Source organism: Acinetobacter sp. V102_4 (assembly GCF_031799005.1).
GTDB classification, from domain to species: domain Bacteria; phylum Pseudomonadota; class Gammaproteobacteria; order Pseudomonadales; family Moraxellaceae; genus Acinetobacter; species Acinetobacter calcoaceticus.
The window spans coordinates 103,925-122,154 of record NZ_JAVQNR010000053.1 but is presented as its reverse complement, the minus strand read 5'-3'; the positions used below and the strand labels follow the sequence as shown (position 1 = coordinate 122,154).

At 38.6% G+C, this 18,230-nt stretch carries 19 protein-coding genes; 11 read left to right on the top strand and 8 right to left on the bottom strand.

The genetic code is table 11. The features are described 5' to 3' along the window. Entirely contained in the window at positions 1-558 is a 558-nt protein-coding gene (locus RMB13_RS21000; protein ID WP_311086278.1) for a DUF2239 family protein, read from the bottom strand. Positions 559-780: 222 nt separating this feature from the next. Between RMB13_RS21000 and RMB13_RS20995 the strand changes: the two genes are divergently transcribed. Beyond that, positions 781-1,293 carry a hypothetical protein gene (locus RMB13_RS20995; RefSeq protein WP_005042220.1) on the top strand — a complete coding sequence of 171 codons (513 nt, stop codon included), beginning with the start codon at positions 781-783 and terminating at the stop codon, positions 1,291-1,293. Positions 1,294-1,334: 41 nt separating this feature from the next. Here the strand turns inward: RMB13_RS20995 and RMB13_RS20990 are convergent, their stop codons facing one another. From RMB13_RS20990 to RMB13_RS20980, 3 genes are all read right to left on the bottom strand, one after another. After that, positions 1,335-2,672: a CitMHS family transporter gene (locus tag RMB13_RS20990; RefSeq protein ID WP_005042217.1), complete on the bottom strand. Its 1,338-nt coding sequence runs from the start codon at positions 2,670-2,672 to the stop codon at positions 1,335-1,337. Between the two features lie 567 nt (positions 2,673-3,239). Further along, positions 3,240-4,565 carry a hemolysin family protein gene (locus RMB13_RS20985; RefSeq protein ID WP_311086277.1) on the bottom strand — a complete coding sequence of 442 codons (1,326 nt, stop codon included), beginning with the start codon at positions 4,563-4,565 and terminating at the stop codon, positions 3,240-3,242. 110 nt (positions 4,566-4,675) lie between these two features. Beyond that, positions 4,676-5,665, bottom strand: coding sequence for a LysR family transcriptional regulator (locus RMB13_RS20980; RefSeq protein ID WP_003653025.1), 990 nt, complete (start codon positions 5,663-5,665; stop codon positions 4,676-4,678). A 587-nt stretch (positions 5,666-6,252) separates the two neighbouring features. Between RMB13_RS20980 and RMB13_RS20975 the strand changes: the two genes are divergently transcribed. After that, positions 6,253-7,857: an isocitrate lyase gene (locus RMB13_RS20975; RefSeq protein ID WP_003653024.1), complete on the top strand. Its 1,605-nt coding sequence runs from the start codon at positions 6,253-6,255 to the stop codon at positions 7,855-7,857. A gap of 59 nt (positions 7,858-7,916) precedes the next feature. Here RMB13_RS20975 and RMB13_RS20970 read toward each other — a convergent pair whose 3' ends face one another. Together RMB13_RS20970 and RMB13_RS20965 are read right to left on the bottom strand one after the other, a co-directional pair. Continuing rightward, a complete protein-coding gene (locus RMB13_RS20970; RefSeq protein WP_005042211.1) occupies positions 7,917-8,387 on the bottom strand; it encodes a copper resistance protein NlpE in 471 nt (156 codons plus the stop codon). A gap of 186 nt (positions 8,388-8,573) precedes the next feature. Continuing rightward, positions 8,574-8,897, bottom strand: coding sequence for a hypothetical protein (locus tag RMB13_RS20965; RefSeq protein ID WP_005042208.1), 324 nt, complete (start codon positions 8,895-8,897; stop codon positions 8,574-8,576). Positions 8,898-9,098: 201 nt separating this feature from the next. On the opposite strand from RMB13_RS20965, the gene RMB13_RS20960 reads away from it, so the two are divergent. The 8 genes from RMB13_RS20960 to RMB13_RS20925 all read left to right on the top strand — a co-directional run bounded on the left by RMB13_RS20960 (position 9,099) and on the right by RMB13_RS20925 (position 14,860). Then, on the top strand, positions 9,099-9,974 hold the full coding sequence (locus RMB13_RS20960; protein WP_311086276.1) for an urease accessory protein UreD: 876 nt from the start codon (positions 9,099-9,101) through the stop codon (positions 9,972-9,974). Between the two features lie 100 nt (positions 9,975-10,074). Continuing rightward, a complete protein-coding gene (gene ureA / locus RMB13_RS20955; protein WP_005042204.1) occupies positions 10,075-10,377 on the top strand; it encodes an urease subunit gamma in 303 nt (100 codons plus the stop codon). Positions 10,378-10,388: 11 nt separating this feature from the next. Then, the gene (locus RMB13_RS20950; RefSeq protein WP_005042202.1) at positions 10,389-10,697 is read left to right on the top strand and encodes an urease subunit beta; all 309 of its coding nucleotides are present in this window, start codon (positions 10,389-10,391) and stop codon (positions 10,695-10,697) included. A gap of 37 nt (positions 10,698-10,734) precedes the next feature. Next, complete coding sequence (gene ureC / locus RMB13_RS20945; protein WP_311086275.1) at positions 10,735-12,435, top strand: urease subunit alpha; 1,701 nt, start codon at positions 10,735-10,737, stop codon at positions 12,433-12,435. A 72-nt stretch (positions 12,436-12,507) separates the two neighbouring features. After that, positions 12,508-12,990 (top strand): urease accessory protein UreE, encoded by a 483-nt coding sequence (ureE, locus tag RMB13_RS20940; RefSeq protein WP_311086274.1) that lies wholly within the window; start codon positions 12,508-12,510, stop codon positions 12,988-12,990. Continuing rightward, the gene (locus RMB13_RS20935) at positions 12,977-13,642 is read left to right on the top strand and encodes an urease accessory protein UreF (protein WP_017391681.1); all 666 of its coding nucleotides are present in this window, start codon (positions 12,977-12,979) and stop codon (positions 13,640-13,642) included. The genes ureE and RMB13_RS20935 overlap by 14 nt, the downstream gene beginning before the upstream one ends. A gap of 24 nt (positions 13,643-13,666) precedes the next feature. Beyond that, positions 13,667-14,281 carry an urease accessory protein UreG gene (gene ureG, locus RMB13_RS20930; protein WP_002117800.1) on the top strand — a complete coding sequence of 205 codons (615 nt, stop codon included), beginning with the start codon at positions 13,667-13,669 and terminating at the stop codon, positions 14,279-14,281. Positions 14,282-14,290: 9 nt separating this feature from the next. Next, positions 14,291-14,860 (top strand): HupE/UreJ family protein, encoded by a 570-nt coding sequence (locus RMB13_RS20925; RefSeq protein WP_311086273.1) that lies wholly within the window; start codon positions 14,291-14,293, stop codon positions 14,858-14,860. A gap of 41 nt (positions 14,861-14,901) precedes the next feature. Here RMB13_RS20925 and rsmD read toward each other — a convergent pair whose 3' ends face one another. Beyond that, complete coding sequence (gene rsmD / locus RMB13_RS20920) at positions 14,902-15,453, bottom strand: 16S rRNA (guanine(966)-N(2))-methyltransferase RsmD (protein WP_311086272.1); 552 nt, start codon at positions 15,451-15,453, stop codon at positions 14,902-14,904. Further along, positions 15,453-17,465, bottom strand: a complete 2,013-nt coding sequence (gene mrdA, locus RMB13_RS20915; protein ID WP_311086271.1) for a penicillin-binding protein 2 — start codon at positions 17,463-17,465, stop codon at positions 15,453-15,455. The genes rsmD and mrdA overlap by 1 nt, the downstream gene beginning before the upstream one ends. Before the next feature lie 235 nt (positions 17,466-17,700). Here mrdA and RMB13_RS20910 point away from each other — a divergent pair, with 235 nt between their 5' ends. Next, positions 17,701-18,219, top strand: coding sequence for a hypothetical protein (locus tag RMB13_RS20910; protein WP_005042185.1), 519 nt, complete (start codon positions 17,701-17,703; stop codon positions 18,217-18,219). Positions 18,220-18,230 lie beyond the last annotated feature (11 nt).

Below are 18,230 nucleotides of genomic sequence, written 5' to 3'. Positions count from 1 at the left end.
TTATTGGGTTGAGAAAATACTTTGAGTTTTTAAAGTTAAATATTCCCTTAAATCTTTGGGATAGCTCTGAATCATCTTTAAAAATATATCTCGATCGCCTTGATATAAGGCGCGTGTTGCTTCTTCGTAATTTGGCATATTGCCCAACATGGCAGACATAAAACGGTCGATGGCTTGTTTAGCGAGCATAATATTACCTTCAGAATTTGGGTTATTTAACTCTTTATCAATTAACTTACGAATTACTGCTGATGCACTCGCACTTTGTTGATCTAACCAATCCCAATGTTTTTTCTGTAAGGTGATTTCACGAGAAATTACTCCGAGTTTAGGTCGTCCAACTTTTTTAATTTCTTCTGGTTCGGCATAACGTTGTTGAAATTCTTGTTCTGAACCAGAAAGATCAAGATCAATTTGTTGACCTGTTTGATCATTAAAAATCAGAATATTTTCCGTTGTTTTAGGAATATCTTTGAGTTTTTTTGCAAGTTCAACTAGGGAGTCACTCGCAATAAGCGTGCTTCCAGTGAAAGCAGTATAGGTGATTTTAGTATTCATTTTAGCCGTATATTTTTATCTGGGTAAAATAATATTATCAGGGTAAAATTAATTTGGCAAATAATTAAAATTATAATCAAAGAATTATTTGATTTTATGAGTGTAGTCTATGAAGTTAGGACTATAAAAATAGTCAAGATAATAGGCTATTTAAAATTTTACTCTGCTTTAGTAGTGCTTTTATGAGAGAATATGCATTTAGTTGTATGTATAAGGACTCCTATGTTTGAGCAATCTCCTGAATCTTTAAGCGATATCGAAATTTTAGACATTTTACAGTCTATGAAAAAAGATAAGCTGGATACGGAAGCAAATGAGATTATCCGTAATGGGGGGAAAGCTGGGCGTCAAGAAGCACATAAACAGGCTTTAGTTGCATTGAATGCAAACTTTGAAGAAAAGTTTGTAGAAGCTGCTACGCTGGCATTAGGCTTGAATTCAGGTCAGGCGAAAAAGATTCGTTATAAAAAAGACCGTATCCGTATTTTTAAAGCACGTGGTATTGATTATTTAGCTATTGATGGTGCAGAAACCGCTCAGGTTTTAGCTCAAGTTGCTCAAGCGATTAGTCGTGAAGATGCGATCGTGACTGAAGGTCTACACAATATTTTTCCATTTTGGAAAGAAGGTTGGCCAATGGTTCAGTTTGATAATGCTTATAAAATTTTAGAAGAAGACATTACATTGCATTTTAACATTGTGTTAGATCACTTAATTGAATATGTACAGAAATAAAAAAAGCCCCGATTGGGGCTTTTTTTATTGCATATGAATAATTAAAGCGTGCTAAAGAGTGGGAAAACACCAATCACTAAAGCAGTTCCCATCAATACCAGACAAGTTATAAATGCCCACTTTAAAGTGAACTTTTGATGGTCGGCAAAATCGACTTTAGCAAGACCACATAACAAATAGGTAGATGGAACAAGTGGTGAAAGTAAGTGTACAGGTTGACCTACAATCGAAGCACGAGCAATCGCTTCTGCACTAATACCATAATGTGAAGCAGCTTCAGCAAGAATTGGTAAAACACCATAGAAGAAAGCATCATTTGACATAAAGAATGTTAACGGCATACTCACTAAAGCAGTGATTGGTGCAAGATATGGACCCATGCTTGGAGGAATCATTGCGACGAACTCTTTAGACATCGCCTCAACCATACCTGTACCAGATAAAATTCCTGTGAAAATACCTGCTGCAAAAATTAAGCCCACAACAGCTAAGACACTGTCTGCATGCATTGCAATGCGTTTTTTCTGCATATCAACATCTGGGTAGTTAATGAGCATTGCGATACAGAATGCTATCATGAACAACACAGACATAGGCAAAATGCCTTTGATCAAAGCAATCATAAGAAGGATGGTAAGTACCATATTTACTTTGCGTAAATGTGGGCGAGTCGCTTCAGGATCTTTCGATACAGTAATATTGTCGCCATGGTGAGTTTCAAGCTCAATAACGCCTAAACGTTTTTGCTCGTAACGACCATATAAGTACGCCAAGAAAAATAACCAACCAATACTAATGACCATAGGAATGATCATTGGTACGAAAATGTGGCTTGGGTCAATTTGCAGGGCGCTTGCAGCACGAGCTGTAGGGCCACCCCATGGTGTTAGGTTCATTACACCGCTACATAACAGCATAAGTGCAGTCATGATGAGCGTATTCATTCCTAAGCGTTGATAAAGTGGCAGCATTGCAGCTACACAAATCATATAAGTTGTTGAGCCATCACCATCTAAAGAAACCATTGTGGTTAAGAACACGGTTCCCATTGTGATTTTTAAAGGATCGCCTTTAACCTTTTTTAAAATCCATTTAACCGGTGGATCGAAAAGACCTGCATCGATCATTAAGGCAAAATATAAAATTGCGAATAAAAGCATTACGCCAGTTGGCGCTAATTTTTTGATGCCTTCTAGCATCATCTCACTGAGACCTTTGAGTTCAATGTGACTCAAACTTTCAAAATAGTGACCTAGGCCCCAGGCAATAAGAGAAAAAATAAATGGGATGAGAATTAAAGCAATAATAGGGCTTAAACGTTTGGACATGATTAAGTACATGAAGCACAAAATCATGCCAACACCAAGTAATGTCAGCATACAATCAATCCTTTGCCTATAGTTTTACTGAACAAGTTTATTCAAAACTCTGACCTTGGTTATTCTTATTAATTTTTATTAAAAAGACAAATAATATATTTAGTTTATTTGGTTAATATATATTCAGTTGGAGGGGTATATTTATACGAAATACTGAACATATATATTAGGATTATAGTAGGTATATAATAAATGTAATTCATTATGATGGGTTATAAAGGTTTTATAAAAATAAAAATTATATGATATTTTTTTTAATTATATGTGGTTTGATGGATGAAATGAGAAGAAGAACCATTTAAAGACTTGCTTTGAGCTAAGTTACATAAGTTTGATGGCAATGTAAATGGGGGTGAATCGCTTCATGTTGATTAAGATATGTAGATTATTCTATTATTTTTCAGTGTTTAAGATTTAATATAAGTGATAATCTAAATAATATTGCTTTTAAATTAAAAGAGCAAATTGAATTTATGAATCTAAAATAATTATTACATATATTTGAAAAATTTATTTAGATTAAAAAATACCCCACAAAAAATTGTGAGGTATTTAAATTAATATAAATCAGTTTTCATCAATTGATGAATGTACGTCGCTTTGTTCTAAAATTCGAGTTACAAGGAGTTGGTCAATTTTAAAATGATCGACATCGACTACTTCAAACTTGTAGCCACCGAATTCCACAAAATCTGCTGGGCGTGGAATTTTGCGCAGGCGGTACATCATGAAACCTGCTAATGTTTCATAATTTTCTTCATCAGGCATTTCATCAATTTCAAGTGCGTGTCTTAGGTCATCAATTGGTGTGCTGCCATCAATTAACCACGAGTTATTATCGCGTTTAATGATTTGTTGATCTTCTTCAATTGGTGTTACCCAGTCGCCCATAACCGTAATCATAATATCGCTTAAGGTAATAACCCCTACAACAAGCGCATATTCATTTATAACAACCGCAAACTTTTCTTTGGTAGAGCGGAAGCGATCAAGTAATTCTGATAGGGTTAAGGTGTCCGGAATCATCAGGACAGTACGAATGGTTGTTTCATTCAATTGCGTTGGAGATTGATTATTTAAAATACGAACAAGAAAGTCTTTGGCGTCGACGTAACCAATGACCTGATCAATATTTTCATTACATACCAAAAATTTTGAATAAGGATACTCTGCTAATTTTTGACGAATACTATCTTCATGTTCATTTAAGGTGAAATAAACAACATTTTCACGTGTTGTCATGCTGGAAGGTACGTTGCGTTCTTCTAATTCAAAAACATTCTCGATAAAGTGATGTTCTTGTTTTTGCAGTACGCCTGCTTGAGCACCTGCATCCATTACTGCTGAAATATCATCAAAAGTAATGTTGTCTTCTCGTGTTGTATTCACTTTAAATAAACGGAATAGCAGGTTGGCAATTGCGTTAATTCCCCAAGCTAAAGGTTTACAAACCTTAATAAAAACCTGAATTGGATTAATAACACTAATTGCAATTTTTTCAGGGGCAATCATAGCCAAACGTTTTGGCATAAGATCGGCAAATAAAATAAAGAGTGATGTCACTAAAGTAAAGGATAGGGCAAAACCAATCGTTTGTGTCCAAGGACCTCCGTAGAAACGGTCAACTAAAGTCACGAAATAAGGACGAAAAGCAGCTTCACCCAAAATACCGCCTAAAATCGCAACTGCATTTAGGCCAATTTGAGAGGCTGCAAAAAAGTCAGCAGATTGTTCTTGTAAATCTAGTACTTGTTGGGCGCGTTCTTCACCAGCTTCGGCTAGAATTTTTAACTTAACTTTTCTGGCACCAGCGAGTGCAATTTCAGTTAAAGATAAAAAGCCTGCTCCGATGATAAGCAGTACGATGATAATGATATTTTGAAAGAGACTCACAAATCACCTGAGATTCATCATTATTATGACTATGTTTTAACATAAAAAAGCGCTGAGGTAATCAGATTGATTGCTCAGCGCCTGAAATCGACAATTAAATTAAAATTTATTTAATAGTGAGAAAATTGTGAATTATTGGTTAGAAATTCACGGTTTTCCTCTTCAATCATTTGACGAGCAACAAATAAGATAAGTTGGCGCAACCAGCGATGAGCAGGGTGATGATGTAACAACGGGCACCAAGCCATTTTAAGTTCGAACTCTGGAATATAAAAAGGAGGATCCTTTATAACCAGTTTAGGGTTCTGTGTTTGTAGACGTGCCATCCGTGTTGGTAATGTGGCAATAAGGTCTACGTTTTGAGCAAGTAAAGCTGGCATTTGGTAGTGGCGAGTAAATACAGAAATTTTACGACGTTGACCAATACGTTCTAATGCCTGATCAATCCAGCCTAAACCACCTTGTTTATCAGGGTTTACGCCAAAACCGACACCCATACCTGTTTTAGAAACCCAGATATGTTGTGCATCTAAATAGCTTTTTAAATTTAAATGAGTTACAGCAGGGTGTTTATCGTTAAGAATACAACTGAAACTATCACGCCAAACTAAAACCTGATGGAAACTTTGCGGTATTTCATTAAATCTATTAATTGCGAGATCAACTTTACCTTGTTCCATGTCTCTATAAGACACATCACTTGGTGTAAGAAAATCAAGAACAACGTTTGGAGCTTCAGAGCGGAGCGCTTTAACAAGACGAGGAACTAAAGTTGCCTCGGCATAGTCCGATGTCATAATGCGGAAAACACGATTACTTGTATAAGGGCGGAATTCGGTACGGGGTTCCAAAATCATGGAGAGATCAGCAAGCGCATCACGAATACGAGGTTGTAATTCAAGAGCACGTTCTGTTGGAGTCATCCCTTCAGAAGAACGGATAAGAAGAGGGTCATTAAATAAATTACGTAAGCGACGTAAAATATTACTCATTGCAGGCTGAGTTACCCCAAGCTGTTCGGCCGCGCGCGTAACATTTTTTTCACGAAGAAGTACATCAAGATATATTAATAGATTAAGATCTACTCGCTCCAGATTCATAAAAAAAATACCGAAAATAAAACCCTGAAATTGTTTCAAATTATGCCATATCTAATAACTATTGTGTGAAAAAATGATGAGAAAAACGACATTTTTTGTAGGAATTAAGTAGGGGGAAAAAGTACTTCAAAGGCTCGATTTTATTATCTTTGCTACATTTTTAAGTATGAGGGTGACAAATAGAATATATTTATATATAACTTATTACTTTCTAGCATGGAAATTGACTTTTTACATTGGCAAAAATAGCCTAATTTACAATTGACTTTTAAGGTTAAAAATGGGTGGAAAAACTTCAAAAATTGTATAAAAATAAGACTTACTAAGTTTTTAGAATAAAACTCTATACTCCTTTAGAATAATTTTATTTTTATAAACAAAGTGTTAATGTTTTTGGTTTTATCTATAATATCGATTTATCGGTATATTTTTTAAATAAATACTGAAGATTAATAAAGGATATTGGATTAATTGATTGGCTAAGTCTAAGCTGTGTTCATGAAGAAGCAGCTGGTGTCATAAGAAATTTAAGTACATGACTCTAGGCTTCAATCGATGAAATCCTAAAATGAATACAGGACAATATCATGACTACATATCAAACAGCGATTGATGCAATCCGCGAACTAAAAGCAAAATTCGGTAGCACTTGGCGCGATATTAGCCCAGAAGATGCTGCACGTATGCAAATGCAAAACCAATTCAAAACTGGTTTAGACATTGCTAAATATACAGCTGCGATTATGCGTCGTGATATGGCTGCTTATGATGCTGACTCTAGCAAATACACTCAATCATTAGGTTGCTGGCACGGTTTTATCGCACAACAAAAAATGATTGCGAACAAAAAATACTTCGGTACTACTGAACGTCGCTATATCTACCTTTCTGGTTGGATGGTTGCTGCTCTTCGTTCAGAATTTGGTCCACTTCCTGACCAATCTATGCACGAAAAAACTTCAGTGCCTGCATTAATCGAAGAAATCTACACTTTCTTACGTCAAGCTGACGCAAAAGAATTAAATGATTTATTCCGTGCGCTTAAAAAAGCAAACGAAGCTGGTGATACTGCTAAAGCTGCTGAAATCACTGCTCAAATCGACGGTTTCCAAACTCACATTGTGCCAATTATTGCTGACATCGATGCTGGTTTTGGTAACGAAGAAGCGACTTACTTGCTTGCTCGTAAAATGATCGAAGCTGGTGCTTGTGCGCTTCAAATCGAAAACCAAGTATCTGATGCTAAACAATGTGGTCACCAAGCTGGTAAAGTAACTGTTCCACATGAAGATTTCATCTCTAAAATCCATGCATTACGTTATGCATTCTTAGAAATGGGTCTTGATGACGGTATCATCGTTGCGCGTACTGACTCTGAAGGCGCTGACTTGACTCAAAAAATCCCAGTGGTTAAAGAGCCAGGTGACATTGCTTCTCAATACATCGGTTTCTTAGACACTGTTGAAATTGACATTGCTGATGCTCAAGAAGACGAAATCTTAATTAAACGTGATGGTAAATTACACCGTCCTAAGCGTTTACCTTCTGGTTTATATCAGTTCCGTGCTGACACACAAATTGACCGTGTTGTACTTGACTGTGTATCTAGCCTTCAAAATGGTGCTGACCTTCTTTGGATCGAAACTGCGACTCCAAACGTAGAAGAAATCGCTCACATGGTTAACCGTGTTAAAGAAGTTGTTCCAAATGCGAAGCTTGTTTATAACAACAGCCCATCATTCAACTGGACTTTAAACTTCCGTCAACAAGCTTACGATCGTTGGGTTGCTGAAGGTAAAGACGTTTCTGCTTACGACCGTGCTAAATTAATGAGCGCTGAGTATGATGCTACTGAATTAGCTGCTGATGCAGACGCTAAGATCCGTACATTCCAAGCAGATGCTTCTCGTGAAGCAGGTGTGTTCCATCACTTGATCACACTTCCGACTTACCACACTGCTGCTCTTTCTACACATGAGCTTGCACAAGGTTACTTCGGTTCTGAAGGTATGTTGGCTTATGTTGCTGGCGTACAACGTAAAGAAATCCGTGGTGGTATCGCTTGTGTGAAACACCAAGCAATGGCTGGTTCTGACATCGGTGATGATCACAAAGAAATCTTCTCTGGTGACAATGCACTTAAAGCGCATGACGATGCTAAAAACACAATGAACCAATTCGCAGCTCACTAAGAACTGATTTCAAAAGAAAACCCGCTCAAATGAGCGGGTTTTTTATCATTAAAAAATAATTATTTTTTCAATACATAGTGTTCAGCTAAAGAACCTTCAACTTTCTTACCTTCCATATCTAAAGCAGTTGCCGTATTTTCACCAATGAAGAATTTACGATTTTGTCCTTTGTCATCTAAGGTAATTACAGAAGTATTATCTTTGTCAAAAGTAAATGTACCATGTGTTTCAAATGGATTTTTATCACCTTTGCCAAGATAAGTTTCAGTCAATTCATAAGTTTTATCATCTTTTAACTCTAACTCAGTTTTAATACCTTCACAGTCTGCACATGGAAGAGTGCCTTTATATGTACCGTCCCAATCTAGTGAGTTTTCAGCTGTATGAGCGGTATCTACTGCATTGTTATTAGCTTCAGTAGTTTGTGCTGGAGCAGAGGCTTGTGCTGTTGTGTCAGCTTTATTTTCATTTTTGCTACAAGCAACAAGAAGGGCACTTACAAGTGCAACTGATAATAATGTTTTTTTCATGATGATCTAAACCTCGGAAAATAAATAAAAAAGCAATAAATAGGCTATGAAATATGAGAGCTTAATAAAAGTTTAAGTATGTAATTTAATTTTAACAAAAGGTAAAATGAGTAAATTTTGAATAATTATTAAAACAAAAATAAAAAGGAGGTATCCATTAAAACGATTTAATGAATACCTTATAAATTACGGTTGCGCTGAAACTCCACCTAGAGAGTCACATGCTGATTTATAGAGTTGGTATTGTTGCTTTAAAACTTCATCTAGTGGCATGTCGAATAATTCTTCACCATTTTTGTAGCTCTCTACGTATGAAGTTGCTTTTTCTTTGCTTACCGCTAAAGATTGCTGGTAGTAAGAATTAATCGAGCTTGTTGCAAGCTGGCTTGTCTCAACATTTTTACATTCGAAATTGTGCAGGATCTTTTCTGCACGTTTGACCTCACTAGATTGGCCAAAAATACACCCAGTTAAAAAGACAAGTGGGGTTAACACGAAAAAAAGTTTCATGGAGAGCAAGTATGGAAGCAACGGTGGGCGCTATTGTATAAACAATTCCATAAGTTACTGTGGTTTTATGTTAGACATTGATGATTTTTTAACTCATTAAAATCGAAAAATTGTATCTAATTTTATCAGTTGGCTTTTTTTTATATTTGGTGCGTATTTTGCTTATAAGTTTAAGCACTTATTTTGAACATATGAACCAGAATGAATCAGGTACAAACGTTTTCAAAAAACTCTTTAGCACCATTTTGGTATGCGCAATTAGAGCTCGGATTTTGTTTTGAAAATTCACGCACCATAATGAGTCATCGAAAACATTATGGCCCTGTTAGGGTGCAAAAAATGCTCTGGCCTGAAAGAACAGGTGTATGCCATGCGATTATTGTACATCCACCAGCAGGAATTGCAGGGGGAGATCATCTTACTTTTGAAATTGAAACCAAAGATCAAGCCCATGCGGTAGTGACTACTCCCGGAGCGGGGAAATGGTACAAAACCAATGGGAAACAAGCTTTTCAGCATATTCATTTGCATGTGAAAGATCAGTCTATTTTAGAGTGGGTTCCACAAGAAACAATGCTTTTTGATGGGGCTTTAGCGCATTCAGAAACTCATATTCATCTTGATAATGCTGCAAGTTTTATTGGATGGGATATGTTGGTACTTGGGCGACAGGCACGTGCTGAGCGCTTTGTTCAAGGGAGTTATTACAATCAGTTTAAATTGTGGCGCGAACATAAGTTGTTGGTTGCAGATACATTGTATTTTGAAGGAGAAGATCGTTGGCTTAGTTCATGTTTAGGTATGAACAATCAAGCAGTAATGGGAAGCTTTTGGGCAGCCGCTCCCGAGAAATATCGTTCATCATTTTACTTAGAACAACAGCTAGAAATCATTCGTGAATTGATGATGCGTATGCAAGCACCTGTCACATTAACATTATTGGATGATGTGGTTTCGGCCCGTTTTTTGGGAAATGATGCCCGACATTGTCATGATGCTTTCGCAGCTATACGGGCTAAATTACGTCGATATTGGTTTGATTTAGAAGAAGAATTTCCAAGAATTTGGAAAACCTAAGTTACGTTAAATTGCGTATTTAAAAAACATTTAAAACAAGTATGCTGCTTTTGAGCACGTATTTTGCTTAAAGAATATAAATGAAATTTAGGAAAGAGATATGGAACTCAATCCAACAGAAAAAGATAAATTACTGATTTTTACAGCAGGGCTGGTTGCTGAGCGACGTAAAGCGCGTGGCTTGAAACTGAATTATCCTGAAGCTATTGCTTTTATTTCAGCAGCTTTACTTGAAGGTGCACGGGACGGTATGACGGTCAGTGATTTAATGCATTATGGTACAACCTTATTAAAGCGCGAAGATGTGATGGATGGTGTGTCAGAAATGATTGCTGAGGTTCAGGTCGAGGCAACTTTTCCAGATGGCTCAAAATTAGTCACTGTCCATCAGCCAATCGTATAAAAGGAACGCTTATGATCCCCGGCGAAATCATTACTGCAGATGCTGATATTGAACTGAATGTTGGGCGGCAAACTTTAAAAGTTGTAGTTGCCAACATTGGCGATCGGCCTATTCAGGTGGGTTCTCATTTTCATTTTTATGAAGCAAATGATGCATTACAGTTCGATCGTGAAATGGCCAAAGGTTTTCGATTGAATATTGCAGCTGGTACAGCAATTCGCTTTGAACCGGGACAAACTCGGGAAGTTGAACTTGTTGCTTTAGCTGGTAAGCGAGAAGTTTATGGTTTCGCAGGCCGCGTCATGGGCAAGTTGGATTAGACATAACAATGATAATGAAAGAGATGAGTATTAAGTTATGAAAATGTCACGTCGTGCATATGCTGAGATGTTTGGTCCAACAGTGGGTGATCGTATTCGCTTGGCTGATACAGAGCTGTTTATTGAAGTTGAGCAAGATTTAACGACATACGGTGAAGAAGTTAAATTTGGTGGCGGAAAAGTCATTCGTGATGGGATGGGGCAGTCACAGCTTTTAGCCAATGAAGTCGCTGATACTGTCATTACCAATGCTTTAATTGTGGATTGGTGGGGAATTGTTAAAGCTGATGTAGGCTTAAAGAATGGTCGCATTTGGAAAATAGGAAAAGCTGGAAACCCCGATATTCAACCAGACATTACGATTCCTTTAGGGGCTGCAACAGAAGTGATTGCGGGTGAGGGACAAATTTTAACAGCAGGTGGTATTGATACCCACATTCACTGGATTTGTCCTCAACAAGTTGAAACTGCGCTTATGTCTGGTACAACAACAATGGTTGGTGGTGGTACAGGGCCAGCAGCAGGAACCTCTGCAACAACAGTGACTCCGGGACCTTGGCACATTGCTACCATGTTACAGGCCATTGATGATTTGCCGATGAATATTGGCCTATTAGGCAAAGGTAATTTAAGTTTACCAGAGCCCATTCGAGAGCAAATTAAAGCTGGGGTGATTGGCTTAAAGCTGCATGAAGATTGGGGTTCAACACCAGCAGCCATTGATAACTGCCTGAGCGTGGCGGATGAGTTTGATGTGCAGGTAGCGATTCATACAGATACTTTAAATGAAAGTGGTTTTTTAGAAGAAACTCTAGCCGCATTTAAAAATCGTACGATTCATACCTACCATACCGAAGGTGCAGGTGGTGGGCATGCACCAGACATTTTAAAAGCGATTGGACAAAGTAACGTATTGCCGTCTTCTACTAATCCAACACGACCTTATACGATTAATACCATTGATGAGCATTTAGATATGCTGATGGTATGCCACCATTTAGACCCAGCAATTGCTGAAGATGTCGCTTTTGCAGAAAGTCGTATTCGCCGTGAAACGATTGCAGCCGAAGATATTCTGCAAGACTTAGGCGCCATTGCCATGATGTCATCGGACTCTCAGGCAATGGGTCGTGTGGGGGAAGTGATTTTACGTACTTGGCAAACTGCCCACAAAATGAAAATTCAACGCGGCCCTTTAGAGGGTGATAACGAGTTTCATGATAATAATCGGGTTAAACGTTACATTGCCAAATATACGATTAACCCAGCAATTACGCATGGTTTAAGTCATGAAGTTGGTTCGGTTGAAGTTGGAAAACTTGCTGATTTGGTATTGTGGAAACCTGCCTTTTTTGGGGTGAAGCCATCTATGATTATTAAAGGCGGCATGATTGCAGCAGCACCAATGGGTGACATTAATGCTTCAATTCCGACACCTCAACCAGTGCATTACCGTCCAATGTTTGGTGCCTACCCACGTGGTGTGCACAACACTTGTATTACATTTTTATCGCAAGCAGCGATTGATGAAAAAGTTGCTGAAAAATTAAACCTTAAAAAGTTAATTAGTCCATGTAAAAACACGCGTGCGATTAGCAAAACCGATATGAAACACAACACATATTGTCCTGTTATGCATGTACACCCCGAGACTTACGAGGTGAGAGCTGATGGTGAATTATTAACATGTGAACCTGCTGAAGTATTGCCAATGGCGCAGCGTTATTTCTTGTTTTAATGAGTTTTACAGAGGTGATTTGCCTCACTAATTTATACACATGAATGAAATAAATAAGGAGAGAAGAGCTAAATGAAAATCTATACACAACGCCTTGAACACATTTCTCCTGACCAGACATTTGAAACGGTTGAACTGACTTTTGATACCCGCCAAAAATCACGGTTTCGAGCGGCTTTAGCGAGTGGCGTAGATATTGGTGCCGATTTACCACGTACTGGAATTTTGCGCAGTGGTTCATATATTGCAACTCAACAAGGTGATGTACTACGTGTTGATGCTAAGCCTGAACGTTTGATGCAAGTCAGCGCAGCAAGCGATTTTGATTTGCTTAAAGCAGCCTACCACCTCGGTAACAGACATGTACCATTAATGCTGACGCCTACAGCGTTGTATTTTGAACCTGATCATGTACTTGCAGAAATGGTAGAGGGCTTAGGTCTGGAAGTGACAGAGATTGATCATCCATTTGAACCTGAAAGTGGTGCTTATGCGCAGCATAGTCATGATCATCGCTTAAGCCCAATCAAAGCTTTGCATCATGTCCATTCATAACGCGGCGCAATTACTTCAATTACTGACATTGTCTTCTACGGCATTGCCAGTTGGAGCATATTGTTATTCACAAGGTGTAGAAACAGCCATTGATATTGGCTTAATACACGATGAAATATCGGCAATTGCTTATTTCGAAGAAGTGCTGGAGATGCTGTTAGTAAGGTTTGAGCTGCCAGTACTGAAACGTCTCATGCAACATCATGATGACCAAGATCAGTTTCTGGTTTGGGCAAATTTATATAGAGCAAGCCGAGAAAGCAAAGAGCTTTTAGCGGAATCTCAGCAGCTGGCATTTTCTTTAAATGCATGGATTAGAGATGTTTTAAAAAAACCTGTTGATGTTAAAAAGCAGTTTGGTTTTGTGCCTGTCTATGCACAGCTCTGTGGTCGACTTGGACTTAACGATGTTGATGTGCTCACAGCTTATACCTTTACCGTTTTAGAAAATCAGGTTCTGGCTGCGGTAAAAACCGTACCTTTAGGGCAAATGGCTGGACAAAGAATTTTATGGCATTTACATGGTTTAGTACCACAGGCGATAGAAAAAGCCTTAAAACTTAATGATGAGCAATTGAGCAGCGCTTTACCTCGTTATGCCATGTTGAGCATGAAACACGAAACACAATATTCACGGTTATTCAGATCTTAAGTTTAGGAAAAAAGGATAAAAATCATGACAGAACGTAGTCCATTACGAGTTGGAATTGGCGGACCGGTGGGTTCGGGCAAAACTGCGCTTACTCTTAATTTATGTTTAGCCTTGCGTAATAAATACAACATGGCTGTGGTAACGAATGATATTTATACCAAAGAAGACTCAAATTTTTTAACTCGTAACGAAGCGATGTCGCCAGATCGTATTGTGGGTGTAGAAACAGGGGGATGCCCACACACAGCAATTCGCGAAGATGCTTCAATTAACTTGGCTGCCATTGATGATTTATGTGAAAAGTTTGAAGGCTTGGAGCTCATTATCATTGAAAGTGGGGGTGATAATTTAGCAGCAACATTTAGCCCCGAACTTTCTGATTTAACGTTATATGTAATTGATGTAGCCGGTGGCGAAAAAATTCCACGTAAAGGTGGGCCGGGCATTACCAAATCAGATTTACTCATTATTAATAAAACTGACCTTGCGCCAATGGTCGGTGCAAATCTTGATGTGATGGATCAAGATGCGAAACGCATGCGCGGCGAAAAACCATTCTTATTTTCAAATATGAAAACACAAGACGGTCTTGAAGAAATTATTCAATTTATCGAGAAACAAGGGCTGTTTAAAGCTTAAGGAGAGATTATGAACTTCATTAAAAAATGGGGCATAGGGCTCCTTGCATTGCTACCTACACTTGTAATCGCACACCCAGGACATGACCATCAACATTCTGGTTTTATGGCAGGTTTTATTCATCCCTTTACTGGTTTAGATCATTTAGTGATGGCCTTAGCTTTCGGTGTTTTACTCTGGTCAGCAGCTAAGCAATGGAAAGTTGCAGGTGTAATTACTTTGAGTGTTGCTCTAATTGTAGGCTTTTTAATTGGTGCTCAAGGTTTAGTACCTGCAAATGTTGCTGAATATGGGATTGTTGCTTCTTTAGTTGTTACAGCAATTGCACTATGGACAAAATCAAATCGGATTTTACCTATCGCTGCGGCATTACTTGCAAGCTTTCATGGCATAGCGCATGGGGTTGAGTTAGCACAGGCAGGCCATGTCGTTGCATTAGTGACAGGTATGGTTGCGGCTATGGCTTTAATTTATTGTGGTGGATTAGCATTAGGTGCTGCGGTTACACGATATGTGCCATATGGCAAAAAAATTGTAGGTGCTTGTGCGGCAATTGTTGCAGTGATTGGATTAAGTTAGTCATAACTTCAAAAGCAAGAGGTAGCTTTAGGCTACCTTTTTTATTCAGCTATTTTCTGATAAAGCCCAGCGTGTACTGTACCAGCTTTCGTTATTTTAACTTGTTGCCATGTTGCAGGAAGGTGAAGCTGAGATAAATCTCGGTCAGCCTCAACATAAATATATCCATTCTTTTTAATATGCGGCTCTGCCAAGTTCGAGAGCTCTTGCCATAAATCTAGACTATAAGGTGGATCTAAAAACACCACATCGAACTGTTCTTTTAAACGGGGTAAAGCTTGTTGAGCAGTTGCATTGATTAAATGACAGTTTTGGGCTTTTAATAGCTCAACATTATCTTTTAAAAATCGTGCCTGAGTTTTGTCAGGTTCAATCATATAAACTGATGCTGCACCACGTGACAGAGCCTCAAAACCTAATGCGCCAGAGCCTGTGCACACATCAAGGACATGCGCATTTTGAATATCCCACATGAGCCAGTTAAACAAAGTTTCACGTACTCTGTCTGGAGTGGGGCGTAAACCATCGATGCTAGCAAAAGGAAGTACTCGTCTTTTCCATTTGCCGCCAATAATACGTAATTGATTTTTCATTATTCATCGACCTCATTGGTTGCAGGACGAGCTGGTGTAGCTTGTGGTGTTGATGCTCCAGGTGCAGTTGAGATGGCTGGTGCTGGACTAGAGCTTTCACCACCGCTTGGGAGTTCACCTGGCTTAATTCCAGCTGTCATCAATCCACCATTGACTTGATGGTTTGCTGGTCGAGTTGGATTTTTCTTACGAGTTAATAACCAATAATCAAAAATAGGTCTTGCAAGTTGGGCGGCCGAACCACCATGACGACCATTTTCCCAAATCACGGCAATCGCAATTTCTGGTTTGTCAGCAGGTGCAAATCCAACGAATAAACCATGGTCAAGTTGGCGTTCGCTCAGGGCTGATTCATTGTAACGTTTACCCTGTGCAATACTTTTAACCTGTGCGGTTCCTGTCTTTCCTGCAATTTGGTACAAAGGAGTACGAATGCCTCGGCCAGTACCTGATTGAATTACATCAATCATGGCATCGCGCATTTGAACCCAGTCTTCATCCGTTCCGTTGAAGTTAATTTTGCCATCAGGCGCATTACGTACAGTAAATGGTTTTGCACCATGAGTTGCACGTAAAACGTGAGGAGTGACATGAGAACCATGATTGGCTGTAATTGCAGTTGCCATAGCAAGTTGTAAAGGGGTGGCTGTAAACGCACCTTGTCCAATACTCACAGAAATAGTTTCACCTTTCATCCATTTGGCTTTGCGAGTACGCATTTTCCATTCAGGATTTGGGTAAAGACCTTCACTTTCACTTGGTAAGTCGACACCTGTTTTTTGACCGAATCCAAATTGACGCATCCATTGGTTCATTTGATCAATACCCATTTGATGGGCAAGAATATAAAAATAGGTGTCACATGACATAATGATGGCTTTATGCATGTTCACGATGCCATGACCAGATTTTTTCCAGTCGCGGAATTTATGCGAATCACCGGGTAAGTGAAAATAACCTGGGTCAGAAATTGCTGTTGACCAGTTTACAATACCGTAGTGTAAACCACCCATGGCTTCCATTGGTTTAATGGTGGAGCCTGGTGGATATGCACCTTGTACAGCACGGTTATAAAGCGGTTGATCTAAACTATCACGTAAAGAACTATAATCTTTATGGTTAATGCCAGTCACAAATAAATTAGGGTTGAAACTTGGGCTAGATACTAAAGCCAGAATTTCACCAGTGCGAGGGTCGATGGCTACAATGGCACCACGACGGCCTGCGAGCTGTTGAGACGCAACAACTTGTAGACCATAATCTAAAGATAAATAGAGATCATTCCCGCGAGTAGGGTCTTTGCGGCCTAAATGGCGCAATATGTTACTGTGGGCATCTGCTTCAACAGATTCATACCCTGGTGTTCCGTGTAGCAAATCTTCATAGCTTTTCTCAACGCCAATTTTTCCAATCAGGTTGGTTCCAGCATATAAATCTTTATCAATACTTTTTAATTCTTTATCGTTAATACGCCCTACATAACCAATCACATGAGCAAATAACTCACCATGTGGGTAATAACGGGTCATTTGTGTTTCGATTCTTACGCCGGGAAACTTATATTTCGCTTCACTGAACTTGGCAATATTGGCTTCGGTTAGATTAAGTTTAATCGCGACACGTTCAGTTTTGCGAGCAGTTTTTATACGACTTTTGAAGCGATCAATATCTTCTTGTGTTAGATCTAAAATAGGCTGTAGCTGTTCAACAACATGGTCTGCATCTTCCACATCTGTTTTACTTAAAGTTGCTGTAAAAACAGGATAGTTGTCTGCCAGCAATACACCATTTCGGTCATAGATATAACCACGAGCAGGTGGTAGTGGTTGTAAGCGAATCCGGTTTTTGTCAGATGCTGTAGAGAATTCGTCGTAGTGAAAAATTTGTAGATAAGCGTATCGGCTAATCAATACTAATAAGCAAACGATAACCAGACCTACGGCAAAAAAGATTCGTCCCCGATAAATGCGCTTTTCTTGCTGGATATCTTTTAAAGGAAAGTGCTGCTTCATAAGGATCGACTTAATGACATAGGGTGGAAAAATAGCTGCTTATTCTAACGCAAGAGCGCTTAAAATATTGCATAATTTTCAAAGTTTCATTGCCTTTTAATAAGATACGTTTTGACTTTGCAGACAACAAAATTGTAGATACTTGTATATAAGAAGCAAAATAATTCTGTTAAAGTCTCTCATTCAATAGAATAGGGTTGTTCTCACCATACGATTAGGGAAAATGGAGAAAATAATGAGAAAAATTTATCCCTTACTTGCAGTTTTGACGGTAAGTAGTTGGGCTCATGCTCAAGACTATTCGTTTCTTCCAGAAGCAAAATTAGCAGGACATACGGCATCTACGTGGAATGTGGGTGCAGGTTTTACACAAAAATTATTACATCTAAACGGCGAATGGGTAAACCCTTATGGTATTGCCTATGCAAAAGTTGGCGCTTTTTTGAATGGTGACAAAACTGCTGGTGGCCAAGTCGGGTTTCGATATCCTTATTATCTTACCGGCACAGATAAAAATGGTTACTATATCGGTTTTTATGCTGGGCATCTCGATAGTAAAGAGGTCGATGGTGATTATAAATCCCGTTTAGGCGCTGGTGTCGATTTGGCCTATGTGTTGTTGAATTCAGAAAGAATTAGTACTTTTAGTGTGGGTATTGGTGCGGCGGAAAAATTAACTGACCAAAATGGAAATGTTGCCGCGGATACTAAACCACAAATTCAATTTTCTTATTCTCTAAGTTTTGGTTTATAAAAAAGCAGTTT